Annotated in this window: 14 protein-coding genes; 10 read left to right on the top strand and 4 right to left on the bottom strand. The window is 44.6% G+C overall.

The genetic code is table 11. From position 1 onward, the window contains the following. Nucleotides 1-97 precede the first annotated feature (97 nt). Together GR160_RS00150 and GR160_RS00145 are read right to left on the bottom strand one after the other, a co-directional pair. The gene (locus GR160_RS00150; RefSeq protein WP_160747823.1) at nt 98-1,762 is read right to left on the bottom strand and encodes an alpha-L-fucosidase; all 1,665 of its coding nucleotides are present in this window, start codon (nt 1,760-1,762) and stop codon (nt 98-100) included. 78 nt (nt 1,763-1,840) lie between these two features. After that, nucleotides 1,841-4,276 carry a TIM-barrel domain-containing protein gene (locus tag GR160_RS00145; RefSeq protein ID WP_160747822.1) on the bottom strand — a complete coding sequence of 812 codons (2,436 nt, stop codon included), beginning with the start codon at nt 4,274-4,276 and terminating at the stop codon, nt 1,841-1,843. A gap of 244 nt (nt 4,277-4,520) precedes the next feature. Here GR160_RS00145 and GR160_RS00140 point away from each other — a divergent pair, with 244 nt between their 5' ends. From GR160_RS00140 to GR160_RS00110, 7 genes are all read left to right on the top strand, one after another. Further along, a complete protein-coding gene (locus tag GR160_RS00140) occupies nt 4,521-5,210 on the top strand; it encodes a VIT family protein (protein WP_116787896.1) in 690 nt (229 codons plus the stop codon). A gap of 271 nt (nt 5,211-5,481) precedes the next feature. Then, entirely contained in the window at nt 5,482-5,916 is a 435-nt protein-coding gene (locus tag GR160_RS00135) for a thioredoxin family protein (protein WP_160747821.1), read from the top strand. A 7-nt stretch (nt 5,917-5,923) separates the two neighbouring features. Further along, entirely contained in the window at nt 5,924-6,868 is a 945-nt protein-coding gene (locus GR160_RS00130; RefSeq protein ID WP_160747820.1) for an FAD:protein FMN transferase, read from the top strand. Next, nucleotides 6,849-7,064: a DUF4266 domain-containing protein gene (locus GR160_RS00125; RefSeq protein WP_160747819.1), complete on the top strand. Its 216-nt coding sequence runs from the start codon at nt 6,849-6,851 to the stop codon at nt 7,062-7,064. The genes GR160_RS00130 and GR160_RS00125 overlap by 20 nt, the downstream gene beginning before the upstream one ends. A 22-nt stretch (nt 7,065-7,086) precedes the next feature. Beyond that, on the top strand, nt 7,087-8,274 hold the full coding sequence (locus GR160_RS00120; protein WP_160747818.1) for a DUF3570 domain-containing protein: 1,188 nt from the start codon (nt 7,087-7,089) through the stop codon (nt 8,272-8,274). 30 nt (nt 8,275-8,304) lie between these two features. Continuing rightward, complete coding sequence (locus GR160_RS00115) at nt 8,305-8,970, top strand: response regulator transcription factor (RefSeq protein WP_116787891.1); 666 nt, start codon at nt 8,305-8,307, stop codon at nt 8,968-8,970. Nucleotides 8,971-8,974: 4 nt separating this feature from the next. Continuing rightward, entirely contained in the window at nt 8,975-10,348 is a 1,374-nt protein-coding gene (locus GR160_RS00110) for a HAMP domain-containing sensor histidine kinase (RefSeq protein ID WP_160747817.1), read from the top strand. Here GR160_RS00110 and GR160_RS00105 read toward each other — a convergent pair. After that, nucleotides 10,345-10,578, bottom strand: a complete 234-nt coding sequence (locus GR160_RS00105) for a helix-turn-helix domain-containing protein (RefSeq protein WP_160747816.1) — start codon at nt 10,576-10,578, stop codon at nt 10,345-10,347. The two genes, GR160_RS00110 and GR160_RS00105, sit on opposite strands and share 4 nt — an antisense overlap. Before the next feature lie 161 nt (nt 10,579-10,739). Between GR160_RS00105 and GR160_RS00100 the strand changes: the two genes are divergently transcribed. Next, nucleotides 10,740-11,060: a hypothetical protein gene (locus tag GR160_RS00100; protein ID WP_160747815.1), complete on the top strand. Its 321-nt coding sequence runs from the start codon at nt 10,740-10,742 to the stop codon at nt 11,058-11,060. Between the two features lie 306 nt (nt 11,061-11,366). After that, entirely contained in the window at nt 11,367-12,875 is a 1,509-nt protein-coding gene (locus tag GR160_RS00095) for an ATP-binding protein (RefSeq protein ID WP_160747814.1), read from the top strand. On the opposite strand, the gene GR160_RS00090 is transcribed toward GR160_RS00095, so the two are convergent. Then, complete coding sequence (locus GR160_RS00090) at nt 12,872-13,315, bottom strand: response regulator (protein ID WP_160747813.1); 444 nt, start codon at nt 13,313-13,315, stop codon at nt 12,872-12,874. The two genes, GR160_RS00095 and GR160_RS00090, sit on opposite strands and share 4 nt — an antisense overlap. Before the next feature lie 181 nt (nt 13,316-13,496). On the opposite strand from GR160_RS00090, the gene hemH reads away from it, so the two are divergent. Continuing rightward, nucleotides 13,497-14,534, top strand: a complete 1,038-nt coding sequence (gene hemH / locus GR160_RS00085) for a ferrochelatase (RefSeq protein WP_160747812.1) — start codon at nt 13,497-13,499, stop codon at nt 14,532-14,534. The last annotated feature ends 31 nt before the right edge of the window (nt 14,535-14,565 follow it).

Below are 14,565 nucleotides of genomic sequence, written 5' to 3'. Positions count from 1 at the left end.
AGCGATATGAAATAAAATCCAAGACAATTGTAAAAATTAGAGACTGTAACATAGGTAAAGCCGAACTATTTACAATGCTGCAATTAAATAGTATTTTTTAATTTAATATTAAAGGATTCGCATACGGCGCCACAGGTTTACTTTTCGGAAAGTACACCTTCAACCCTTCCCCTGTCTGCTCAAATTTCAGCGAATCATTAGTGGCAACCAACCGGACACTGCTAATTTTTGATTCGCGGTAGGGATTGCCCAAGTGTAAACTTTTTATCAGCACTTCACCAGAGGACGGCCACCCCATTACTGTGGCAAAAAGGTCGTTCCCTTTTACAACAAAGCGAACGTCTTTATCGGTAAACGGCTCGCCCTTTCCTTCGTTAAAGCCCTGGGCGGTTAAGGCTGCAGCCCCCTCCTGCGCAGGACCTTCTCCAAATATTTTCCATGGATGGGTACCGTAGATACTTTCACTGTTTGCACGCATCCACACACCAATTTCTTCCACTATTTTGCGCTCCAGCTCATCGATAGTGCCATCACCTCTCATGGGAATATTAAGCATAAGATTGCCGTTTTTACTCACAACGTCTATAAGTGTATGTATTACTGTTTGTGCGGTTTTATATTCTTTACGCTCATAAACACCCCTGTCATAATGCCACTGCCCTATGCAGGTATCGGTTTGCCAGGTAAGGGGCTCAATGGCATTACTCTGCCCGCGCTCAATATCCCACACCATGGCTTTACGTTGGCCTTCGTCCAGTATTTTGCCTGTAATTACGGCTTTAAGCGTCCCGCTATCTTTAATACTCTTGTTGTACATATGTGCAGCAATGCGCAGTCCAGCATCACTTACCGGCCACAGCGGCAATGCAGTATCATCAAAGTAAATGAGGTCAGGATTGTATTTGTTGATCAGGTCAATGGTACGGTTGTAAAATTTTTCGCAGTACTCTTTGCTGGGTGGTGTGACGCCATTGCCCCAGTTCCATTGCCTGTGTATCATACCGTCATCAAAGCTGTTTTCACTCAGCGGGTGATTTTGCTCATATAATTCCTGAGGATCCAGGCCATCCCACCATTCGCCTTTACCGTCTTTTTTCGTCAGTTTCCCATCATAAGTTACGCCTGCATAAGGCCCTTTTTTGTCTGACCGCTGTGCCGTTTCAAGCCAGCTCCAGGTATGCGCAGCATGTACGCTTACGCCAAACGGCAACCCGTTTTCTTTGGCTGCCTTTGCCCAGGCCCCTATAATGTCCTTCTTAGGCCCCACTTTGGTTGAATTCCAGTTTTTCTGGTATTTACTGTCATAAAGGTCAAGGTTATCATGATGGTTTGCCAGTGCCATAAAGTACTGTGCACCGGCACTTTTATATAACGATACCAATTCATCAGGATTCCAGTTTTCGGCCTTCCATTCGTTGATGACATCCTTAAACCCAAAAACCGATGGATGCCCGTATTTTTTAATATGATATTCATACTGCCAACTGCCCTCCATGTACATATTCCGGGCGTACCAGTCACCTGCCTCGGGCTGGCACTGTGGCCCCCAGTGCGCCCATATGCCGAACTTTGCATTCTTGTACCAATCTGGGACTGTATATCCCTGTAAGGACTCCCATGTGGGTTTAAAAGGCCCTTTAGCCAGAGGTTCAAAAGGCATATCAAAAAGGCCTGTATCAATTAGTGGCCCTGCCACAATTTTTTCTAAAACCAGGGCAGACAATAGTGCTGTACCGCCTTTAAGTAAATCCCGTCTATGCATAATATATATTTTAATAATATGAAGCTTAACCGAATCAGGTCAGTAGATTCAGATAACACTTTCACATTTTGTTTGAAGCTAAAATGAAAGGGTAATTTTTTTGCCGTTGTAATTTACAGTTTTCTCTTCTCCGGAAGGCAGCAGCACCCTGAATTTCCTGTTTTGAAGCATCCCATTATAAGCGCCCTTTCGGTTGCCGATGGTAAGTTTCTTTGTCTTGTCATTCCATGAAAAAGCTATCTCTGTATAAGCGCCCTTTTCATAATTATAGTTATCAAACTCATCTTCATACAGTACAAATGTGCCATCTGCGCCAGGGTATAGCCTTATCTCCAGGTCATCCCATTTTTTTTCTGTTGCATATTGCACCTGAGGGGCAATGGGTAGTATGCTGCCTGCCTTAACATACAGCGGTATCATGTCAATTTTTGTCTTCACATTGATTTCCTGTCCTCCGTTGATTTTTTCGCCGGTCCAGAAGTCATACCATGAGGCGCCTGCCGGAAGGTATACGTTAGCAGTTTTTTCGGCTGTGAAATCAACACCTGCCTGGGCATTGTTTTCGATAGCTGTTTGTTTATTCCAGCCGCTTTCTTCATTTACGTTAACCACAGCCTCAGGGGTATACTGGGCGTTGACTACAGGCGCTACAAGAATGGATTTGCCAAACATGTATTCATTGTTTATACCCCACCCTTTTTTATCTTCTGCAAAGTCCATAGACAAGGCACGCATAGAGGTAGAGTTGTGTGCGCTAACCTGCCACGAGGTAGCATAAATATACGGCAGGAGTGTGTAGCGCAGGTTTATAAACTTCTCTATTGCATCAAATATGGGTTCTCCCTTTTTTCCAAACTGGTAAATCTCCCTTGGAATATCGGTACCATGCGAACGCATCATTGGGGTAAAGGTGCCGAATTGCAGCCAGCGGACGTATAATTCCTGATACAACGGGTTTTGGGCGCCCTTATCGGCATACTTCCCTTTTTTATATTCGCCTGCAAAGAAGCCCCCTATATCGGCATTCCAATGCGGTATGCCAGAAAGTGAAAAATTTAACCCTGCCGGTATTTGTTTCCGTAATGCATCCCAGCTTGAACCTGTATCGCCCGACCACGTATTGGCACCATAGCGTTGCTGGCCAGCAAAAGCAGAACGCGTCAGGATAAACACCCGTTTGTCTGACGTTGTCTTACGCTGGTGGTCGTACATCCCCCCTACTGTCATTAAAGGGTAAGCATTACGCACTTTGCGGAAAGATCCCAGGAAGGTTTTTGTATTGTAATCGGCATCATTGGGATGGAAGTGGTCGGGTTCTGTGGAATCCATCCACCAGCCGTCCATACCCGTAGAAAACAAGCCGCTGTTTACGTAGTTCCAGTATATATCACGGGCTTCGGGATTGTATGCATCATACACGCGTACGCCAGATGGATAATCCATCTTTGGCGGCCATATCTCCGAACCCGATTCCGGCCAGGTCCTGATGTTAAATAACATCCCCTTAGCATCCATGTCGCCGTATTGTTTGGTATTGGGACCAAAGGAAGACCATATGGAAATTATCATATGGGCATTAAGGTTATGTACATCCTGCACCATTTTTTTCCCATCAGGAAACTCGGGGTTAAGGAAATCCATGGAATTCCACAAATAGTTATTGCCCCAGTATTGCCAGTCTTGGATAATACCATCCAGTGGCACACCCAGTTCCCTGTATTTTTTTACTACCTCAACCAGTTCTGCCTGGCTTTTGTAGCGCTCCCTGCTCTGCCAGTAGCCGTAGGTCCATAATGGGAATAAGGGCACCTCACCTGTAAGTTTCCTCATGTTTGCTATAACCCCGTCAGCATTGCCGCCATACATAAAATAGTAATCTACAGCATCGCCCACCTGCGATGTAAATGTGGTACCGTCAGAGTCATCGGTAAATTCAGTTGGCGCGTAATTATCCCAAAACAGGCCGTATCCTTTAACCGATTGGAAAAACGTAATGGCATCTTCCACATTACCCTGTTCAAGGTGGTACTTTTGGTTTCGCTGGTTGAGCGTTCCGCTCTGGTGCTGGCCCAGCCCATAAATAGGCTCCTCTTTTTCTAATACAAAGGATTGGGAAACAGTATAAGTTGCTGTACCGTTATCGTTAAATGGTGTAAATGCGGTTCCGTTCGTTTTTTCTTCAAGTAATCCTGTGTCAGAAACAGATGCAAAACCCACCTTACCTGTTGTAAGATCTACGGTTACCTTAACTTTTTCTGACAATACAGTAACAATGTTGGCGGATCCGGACGCCTTAAAGGCAGTTTTTGCAGGTGATAATACAACCGACAGACTCTCTTTCACATAGGTATTACTATCAGGAACTTTAATAACCCGCACTATTGAGGGGTCGTAAAACTGTATTTCTATACTATTGCCATTTGCGGTAGTTTTAATACCCGTTTTGGTTTTTTGAAAGGATTGCGCAAATGTGCTTACACTGCAAAAACACAGCGATAAAAATAACTCTTTCATGATATTTGATTTGGTACTGAGTCTTCTCATGGATACTATATCGTTATAATAGATTCCAAAAATATGAAAAATGTAAATTAAACACTTAATTTATTTTAGTTATTGAATTCCAGTCCAGAATATGACTGTAATATTAAATATCTTATGTAAATTAGATTAAACAAGCCTTAATCGCGCCCATTTACAAACTTAGAATTCAGTCATGAATTAAATTTTCCACTATTTTAATGTCAAATTGAGTATTATGCAAAACGAACAGCACTTCATAAACCGTAGTGGGTGGCTCAGGGCTGCCGTGCTTGGCGCCAATGATGGAATACTTTCCACTACCAGCCTCGTTATAGGCATTGCAGCTGCAAGCCAAACCCGGGATCCTATAGTATTGGCTGCACTAGCAGGGGTTGTTGCAGGGGCGTTGTCTATGGCAGCCGGTGAATACGTATCGGTAAGTTCGCAGAGCGATATCGAAAAATCAGACTTGGAAAGGGAAGCCAGGGAACTGGCAGAAATACCGGAAGCGGAACTTAAGGAACTAACCCAAATTTATGTAACGCGCGGTTTATCGCAGGAACTTGCACAACAGGTCGCCGTAGAATTGACTGCACACAATGCACTTGAGGCGCATGCCCGCGATGAACTGGGTATAAATGACGTTACACAGGCTAAACCGTTCCAGGCTGCAATGGCATCTGCACTGGCATTCATCTGCGGGGGGATATTACCGCTGCTTGTAGCAGTATTCGCACCGCTCCGTTATATGATACCGTTACAATACGGTTTTTCGATAGTATTCCTTGCCATCTCCGGTATAATGGCTGCCGGTGCAGGGGGGTCAAATAAAATGAAAGCGGTCATGCGTATCTGTATATGGGGAACAGTTGCCATGACTGCTTCTGCGCTTGTCGGCTATGTTTTTGATGTGCAGGTATCGTAGCCAGTAGTGTAATCTATGACGCACCGATAGTCGTTACATGATAGGATATTTTTAAAACGACAATTTTAATTACTTGTATATTTCAAATTTAGGCGATAATTAGTAATTTTGCATCAAACAGGAGCTTCGAACCCTCTGGTTTTAATCTTAGAGCCCAGTGTAATTCGGGGCTCTTTTTTTATAATCAATCTTAAGCAAACCTTAAGCGAATCCACACAAGCTAAAAGGTAGGTAGTGCGTTATTTTGTTATAACAATTAACACTACTCACAATGAAATTTTTAGCCTGCCTGCTATTTGTAGCGTTCCTTCCCATTACATGGGAAACCGACTTTTCCACTGCCCAGAAAATCGCTAAAGAGGAACATAAATTCATCCTGCTTAATTTTTCAGGTTCCGACTGGTGCGCGCCCTGCGTAGCTACCCGTAAGGACTACTTTGACAGCGAAGCCTTTGCCAACATGGCCAAAGACAACCTGGTACTATTAAACGCTGATTTTCCTAGGAAAAAGAAAAACCAGCTTTCAGAAGAACAGACCAAAAAGAATGAGGCGCTGGCCGAAAAATATAATAAGGAAGGTAGCTTTCCACTCACGCTATTGCTAGATACTGACGGCAAAGTTATAAAATCCTGGAAAGGGAAACCGGAAGCTACCGTTGACGGGTGGGCAACGGAAATCAAGGCAGCCTGCAATTCCCATAAATAGATATTTTATGCAGGAGTTCTCACAGTCATTAAAACTGATGGGCAATACTTTTACCATTACGGTAGTGAGCCCTGGTATACAAGAGGCGGAGGTGCATATACAGGCCGCTATTGAAGAAATACGCCGTATCGAAAAGTTGCTTACGACGTTCAGTAACAACAGCCAAACTGCCCTGATCAATGAGAATGCCGGGATAGCCCCTGTACCGGTGGCTGCTGAAGTTTTTGACCTGATCAAGCGCAGCATCGGCATTTCCCAAATCACGCAGGGTGCTTTCGATATCAGCTACGGAAGCATCGACAAAACCTTATGGAATTTTGATAAAACCATGACAGCGCTACCGCCAAAAGAGCAGGCGCTGAAGATGGTACACCTCATCGATTACCGCAATATTATACTCGATGAACAGTACAATTCGGTGCTCCTCAAAAACAAAGGGATGCGCATCGGCTTTGGGGGTATTGGTAAAGGCTATGCGGCCGAGATGGCCAGGCGCCTGCTCATCCGAAACGGGGTGCAAAGCGGCATCATCAATGCCAGTGGCGACCTTACCGCCTGGGGGGGGCAGCCATCCGGCAACCCGTGGCGGATTGGAATATCCAACCCTGACCACCCGGAAGATATTTTTTCCTACCTGGATGTGTCGGGCAAAGCGGTAGCAACCTCTGGCAACTATGAAAAATACGTGATGATAGGCGGCAAAAAGTATTCGCATACCATTGACCCTAAAACAGGGTTGCCGATATCCGGCATTAAGAGTGTAACGGTAATCAGCAGCAATGCAGAATTTGCCGACGCCATGGCCACCCCGATTGCGGTAATGGGCATCAAAGCAGGCTTATACCTTATCGACCAGCTACCGGACCTGCATTGTATTATCATTGACGACAACAATAAACTGTATACCTCAAAAAACATAAACCTTACCCCACATGAAACGCTCCCTTCTTAGCATTACCGCTATCGCTGCTGTCCTTGCCAGCGCCTGCTCGCCCGTAAAAGAGTACCAGAAAAACAAAATCAACGATGGGGAGATGTCCCTCTCGAACCGTAAAGTAGAAAAAACCGAATTGAGCTTCCAGTCCTACAGGGAAGGCTCATCGGGCGCCAATGCCGGGAAAAGCGGCGGCGGGTGTGGATGCAATTAACCCATAACAGCGCAGCAACAACATGAAAAGGATATTTATAACAGGGCTGGCCCTTTTAGGGCTTATGAAAATCTACGCCCAGGAACAGCCCACAGATTCAACAGCATACAAACCTCGGAAATTAAAGCTGGAAGAAATAAACCTGGTGTCAAGCTACTACAAGCAGGATGGTAATAACTCTGCGGTAACCGGTGGAACAGGCACCGAGAAACTTAACGATATCTCCAATGCAATAGATGTACGCCTGGTTAAGTTCGGTGAAAACGGCATTAAGCACAATTGGGATTTTGAGGTAGGTGTCGACCATTATTCTTCGGCGTCATCGGATAAAATAGACCTGCATGCGAATTCTTCGGCTTCTTCTTCGGATATGAGGGTATATCCATCGCTGAACTACATCCGCGAAAACGAGGCAAAGGGCCGTGCCTTTGGCATAGGGGTTTCGTCCTCCACCGAATACGACTACCAGTCTTTTGGCGGGAACATCAGTTTTTCCCAAAAAACAAAAGACCGTAACGGTGAGTTTACCGCAAAGTTACAGGCCTACCTCGACCAGGTAAAGCTGCTTGCGCCCGTAGAACTGCGGGGGCTGCCCGGTACTGATGATTCGGGTAACGCCTCGCGCAATACCTTTGTGGGGTCGTTAAGCTATTCGCAGATTATCAACCGCGATTTCCAGGTACTCTTCCAGGCCGACATAGTGCAGCAGCAGGGCTACCTTAGCTTGCCTTTTCACAGGGTATATTTTACCGATGGCTCTGTGCATCAGGAAAAGCTACCCGACAGCCGCCTTAAAATACCTTTGGCGGCACGCGCCAGTTACTTTTTGGGCGACAATATTATCCTGAGGGGGTATTACCGTTTCTACACCGATGACTGGGGCATACAATCCCATACGGCAGAGCTTGAAGTTCCGGTAAAGATTACCCCGTTCCTTTCGGTATCTCCGTTTTACAGGTACTATACCCAGACTGCTGCCAAATATTTTGATGGTTACCAGATGCACGGCCCGCAGCGTGACTTTTACACCAGTAATTACGATCTTTCAAAGTTCAACAGCAACTTCGTGGGCATCGGGTTGCGCATGACACCAGTGCACGGGCTCTTTGGTATTGAACGCCTCAACCTGCTCGAAATACGCTACGGCCATTATACTCGTTCTACCAACCTGAACTCGGATATTATCAGTATTAATATCAGGTATAAGTAACTTGCGTACCTTTAAGGAGATTTTAAACCTATGAAAATACTTATAGTTGAAGACGAAACAGGTATAATTAACTTCCTGGGTAAGGGACTGCGCGAAGAAGGGTACGAGGTTTTGGCAGCAAACGACGGGAAAAGCGGGCTGGCCCTGGCCCTGGAACAACAACCGCATGTTATTTTGCTGGACTGGATGCTACCGGTGCTTAGCGGGCTTGAAGTGTGCAAGGCCCTAAGGGAGCGGCAGGTGGATACGCCGGTAATTTTTCTTACTGCAAAGGACACCATTCAGGACACTATCGACGGGCTGAGGGCCGGTGCTAACGACTACATCAAAAAGCCGTTTAGTTTTGAGGAGTTACTGGAAAGAATAAGGGTACAGCTGCGGGCAAAAACAGAAAGGCAAAAAGATATTGTTATAGGTAGCGTGACCGTCGCCCTGACGGCACATAAAGTCCTTAAAAACGGATTGGCAGTAAACCTTACCCAGCGTGAATTTGAATTATTGTCTTATCTTGTACAGCATAAAAATGAGGTGTGTACCCGTGCCCAGATCATTAATGACGTGTGGGATATCCACTTTGAATACGATACGGGCGTAATTGATGTCTTTATCAACGGTATCCGTAAAAAGCTCGAACTCGACAAGGAAGTTGACTTTATAAGGACCATTCGGGGAATCGGCTACATTGCAGAATTTTAAAACCATGGCAATAGCATTCAGGAACAGGATCGCGCTTTTCTACAGCATCACTGCTGCCATACTGGTGTTGCTTGTTTTTGCGTTAATTTACCTGATCGTAAGCAGTGGTGTATACAGCAGCCTTGATAATGACCTGCAAAAAGAGGTGGACGACCTTTATACCGAAATAACGGTTACGCCTGCCGGATTTTCAGTCGAAAAGGAAGAATGGTATGAGAAAGAACACAATACCCTTGACATTAACCCCATTTTCATACAGTTTACGGACCGGCATGGAAAGCTATCCGACCGGTCACCCAACCTTAAAGAGTCAAAACTCAAATACAGAACCCTCACTGAAGACATATTTTACGACAGCCTGCTAGATGACATACCCGTACGGCAGGCTCAGGTACCGGTCCGCTTCAAAGATACAGTTGTAGGGTATATACTGGTAGCCGTCCCGTTGCAGGATGCCGGAAACCTGCTTTATAACCTCAAAAGGGTATTGTTTATTACCTACCCCTTGCTGCTCATTATACTGTTTGCCGTTACCCGCCTTGTAGCAGGCAGGAGTATAAAGCCGGTAAACAATATTATTGAGACTGCTGGCAGGATTTCCCGTAACACCCTTTATGAGCGGATTGCCTATCCGGGAAATAAAGATGAATTATACACACTATCCCAAACCATCAATAACCTGCTCGACCGTATTGAAAGCGCTGTACTCAGGGAAAAACAATTTACCTCTGATGCCTCTCACGAACTAAGGACCCCACTCGCCGTTGTAAGAGGCACCCTTGAAGTCCTGATACGCAAGCCACGCAGCCAGGAAGAATTTGTAGAAACAATTAAATATTGCATCGCCGAAACAGACCGTATCAACCTATTGGTAGACCAGCTCTTGCTACTTGCAAGATTTGAAAGCCAGAAAGAAGCACTTAAAGTAGAACACACCAATATCAGTGTGCTTGTTTTAGATACCCTTTCCCGCAACGCAAAGGCAATCAAAGAAAAAAATATAAAGGTTGAAACACATGTTGCCGAGAACCTATATATGAAAACCGACGGATACCTGTTATCCGTGGTGCTGGAAAACCTAGTTTCAAACGCGGTAAAATATTCTAAACCTGACGGGATAGTAACATTATCGGCAAGTGCAGGTAAAGGCAGTATCCTGCTACAAGTGACAGACAATGGCATAGGCATTGCAAAAGAGGAACAGCAGAAAGTATTTGGATCATTTTACCGTTCACGGCCCGATGAGCATATCCAGACAAAAGGCAGCGGCCTGGGCCTGTCCATCGTGAAACGGATCTGTGAACTACTGGATATAGAGATTACCATTGAAAGCGAGCTTGCCGTAGGTACAAAAGTGACGCTCACACATACTACTTAAATATCAAATTCGAAATCAAACAGCTCAGAGGGTGTAGTAGCAAGTGATTTGGAGAGTTCAAGCAGCGTGGTAAAGCCAAAGTTCCTGCTGCCGGACTCTATAGCCTGAAGGTCCGTTTTACTAAGGTAGCCCCGGGCAGCAACATCGTTGATGCTCCAGCCCTTATCTTCACGATATGTACGGACACGCTGGCCAAATTGTACCAGCCTCTGGTCTTTGAATTGGATCATAGTAATATCTTATACTCCAAAAATAACCTTTATATATCAGCAGATGGGAATGATGCAGCAATTCATATTAAGTATAAATAAATACGGATTCTGTAATGTGAAGGTACTTGCAAGATTCTATATTCATTTCTATATTTAGCCTGAATAATTCCTCCATTACCATGCAACGCAATAAATACATCCTGGTGCAGGATGATACCGTTAAAGTCAGGTACCGTAACCTCGAGGTGGTATTCCGGGTGCGCGATATTGAAAGCATTTCAATTATCAAGACAAAGCACGATAACGGCTTTGTCAATTTATTATTGGGTACTATCTACTGGGAGTATTACCTGAAAATAAAAATACGCGAAAATGCCCCTCTATTGGAAAAAATAAAAGCCCGGGACAGGAAGCAGTTATCCAGAGAAGTTGTAAAAGTTATGGATTATACATTCCCACTCCGAATGGAAATGAATGAAAATATTTTAGATAATCGCTAATTATGCATGAAATTTCTTCTAAACATTATAAGTAATTTATCATTTGGTGCAAAAGGGATCCTTACCTTTACCATCTATTGAACCTGTAAACATACCGCTTATTTATAGGGTGCTTATTACAGGTTGCCTCTTATTCTATTGCAAATATACTGCCTTAGCTTTTTTACGAATTATTTGAGCGACGTCGCCATGTAAATTATAATCATGTAAAAGCTGTACTTGAACAATAGTTAAAATTACCGCACAAGCCCGTTTTTAATGGGCAATAACTATTTATAAGTTAAATTTACAGGACGTATAATGCCTATGGAAAAAGATCACCACTATTACCAGCAACTTGAAGATGTCGTGCTAAGCGCGCCTTTCCCTATTGGGGTCTTCACCGGGCGTGAACTTACCGTTGTGCTGGCCAATAAGGCACTTATCGATGCCTGGGGAAAAGGCGATGACATTATAGGCAGGTCCTATATCGAAATACTTCCTGAATTGCAGGGCATGGGTATTTATCAACAGCTGTGGCAGGTTTTAGACACCGGTGAGCCCTATATAGCTACAAACAGGCGTGTTGACCTTATTAAGAAAGGAATAAAAGAAGTCCATTATTTTAATTATACGTTCACTCCCCTAAAGGCACCTGACGGAACGGTTTACGGTGTTATGAATACTGCGGCAGACGTAACCGAACTGGTCATGGCCAAAAACCATGCAGCTGAAGCAGAAGAAAAGCTTACGCTCGCAATTGAAAATGCTAAGCTGGGCACCTATGAAATCAACCTGGAAAACGGTGATATAAAAACCTCCGGGATATTTAAGGAAATATGGAGGATAACAGACCCCATCACAAATTATGATCTGATTGGCAAACTTCACCCCGATGACCTGCACATAAGGGAGCAATCTCACCGGGAAGCGGAACTAACCGGGAAAATGTCCTATGAGTTACGGATTATCCACAACAATTCAGAAGTGAGGTGGCTGCGCATTAACGGTTTTTATATTGATTCGCCGGATACCAAAAGCCTGTTTGGAACAGTACAGGATATTACAGAACAAAAATCATTTGAAGAAGAACTGAAGTTAAAGGTAGACGAGCGTACCCGGCAATTGCTGCGTTCAAACGAAAGCCTTTCCCAGTTTGCACACGCCGTCAGCCATGACCTTAAGGAACCCCTGCGTAAAATACGTTTTTTCACCGGTGCGCTTAATGATATGCTGGAACCCGATAGTAAGGCACGTACGCTCTACGCCGCAAAAATCGAAAAATCGGCAGCAAGGATGCACAGCATGATTGAAGATATACTGGCCTACTCCGTTATGGATGCCGCCGCATTCAGTGTACAGAAAATCGACCTTAATGTACTGCTTTCCGAGGTCCTGGGTGACCTGGAGCTGGTGATAACGCAGAAGGACGCTGTTATTAACCGGTCGCTGCTTCCTGATATACAGGGCGCACATGTACTCCTTAGCCAATTGTTCTACAACATAATTGGAAATAGCCTGAAGTTTTCCCGTGAGGCAGTACGGCCGCACATAAACATAACCAGCCATTTGTTGAGTAAACCTTCGGGTGACTGCATCAAGATTGAAATAGCCGATAATGGCATTGGCATCGAGAAAGAATTCGTTGATAAGATCTTTGAGCCTTTTAAACGGCTACATTCAAAAGATACCTATGATGGAACCGGGCTGGGGCTTTCCCTTTGCCATAAAATAGTGCAACGCCATAACGGTACAGTATCCGTGTGGTCCGAAATAGGCCTCGGTACTACATTTGAAATTATCCTTCCGGTAACCCAAATACAAATAGGGCTTTAAAATGATGCCAGTGGGTTTGGGAAAACCGGGGCATCCGCTGTAAGCCAATACTTTACAATGTGCTCCATGGCCTGCTGGAATTGAAGGTAATCGTTCAGCTTGTGGAAAAAACCATGTGCAGACTGCTCATAGGCCCTCGCAATAGTTGCATCTGTTGCTGAAGTGGTTATAAAAATAAAGGGCACACATTTACGGCGTAAATTTTCATCTGCCAATATACTGTCCCTGAACTGGTATCCGCTCATTTTGGGCATATTCACATCCGAAAAAATGATAAATGGATTTACGGACTCCCCCGCCAGATAATCGAGGGCAGAATAACCGTCTGTAAAACAAACTATCTCATTGGGGTAACGCAAACCATCAAGGATTTCCTTTAATATTTCCCTGTCATCAGCGTCATCATCTATTATAATGATAGGACCGTCTTTCCTTACCATATATCATATTAAAGTGCAAATGTAGTAATGTATTGTTACTTTCTATAAAATTTAACCAAGTTTCTTGAATCCATATACAAACCAGGGAGAAAATATGTTGAGGTTTATTTTATATTTACCATAAATAAAAATAATAATTTGTTTACTTATATTTGTTAAATAAATAAACAAATACAAAAACATGAAAGGCATTTTAATGGTCAATCTCGGCTCACCGGAGAGCCCCACCGCAAAGGACGTAAAACCCTATCTGGACGAATTCCTGATAGATAAATACGTAATTGACTACCCCTATATCCTAAGGGCGCTTCTTGTAAAGGGGATAATACTCCGTTCGCGTCCGAAAGCTTCTGCAGAGGCTTATGAAAAAATATGGTGGGAAGAGGGTTCACCACTGATTGTTTTGAGCAGGAGGCTAAAGGAAGCTGTTACAGCTAAATTATCCGCCCCCGTTGCATTGGCTATGCGCTACGGAAAGCCTTCCCTGGAAGAAGGACTTGATGAACTTGCCGCCAAGGGAGTAGACCACGTACTGGTAGTACCGCTGTACCCCCAATACGCAATGGCCACTACCCGCACAATTGTAGAGAAGACAGAAGAAATCAGAAGCCGCAAATTTCCTTTCATGCTTATGGAACACTTTGCCCCTTTTTACAATAAGCCGGAATATGCACGCGTATTGTCCCAGTCAATAAAAGACGCGCTGAACGGGTTTCAATATGACCATATCCTTTTCAGCTACCACGGCGTGCCGGAGCGCCATATACGGAAAACGGACCCGACGGGCTCCCATTGCCATATCGATAGCGAGTGCTGTTCCTTGAAATCCACAGCACATCAATTCTGCTACAGGCACCAATGTTATGAAACAACAAGGGCTGTTGCCGAAATACTCAAACTGCCTGCCGAGCGCTATTCCGTAACCTTCCAAAGCCGCCTGGGCCGCGATAAGTGGCTTGAGCCCTATACGGATAAACGGATTGCGGCGATGCCGGCAGAGGGCATAAAAAATCTGGCTGTGGTAACGCCCGCTTTTGTATCGGACTGTATCGAGACACTTGAGGAAATCGCTATGCGTGCTAAAGACGACTTTTTAGGGAACGGAGGTAAAAATTTCATCACCATCCCTTGCCTGAATGATCGGGAAGACTGGACGGATGCTGTCGCAGGCTGGATAAGCGACTGGATTGATGAAACAACGCAGACAATGCATACCTGACATATACCACCAAGAAATGAACGTCGGACAA

The organism is Flavobacterium sp. Sd200, assembly GCF_009826935.1.
Classification (GTDB): domain Bacteria; phylum Bacteroidota; class Bacteroidia; order Flavobacteriales; family Flavobacteriaceae; genus Flavobacterium.
This window is presented reverse-complemented; position numbering and strand designations above follow the sequence as displayed.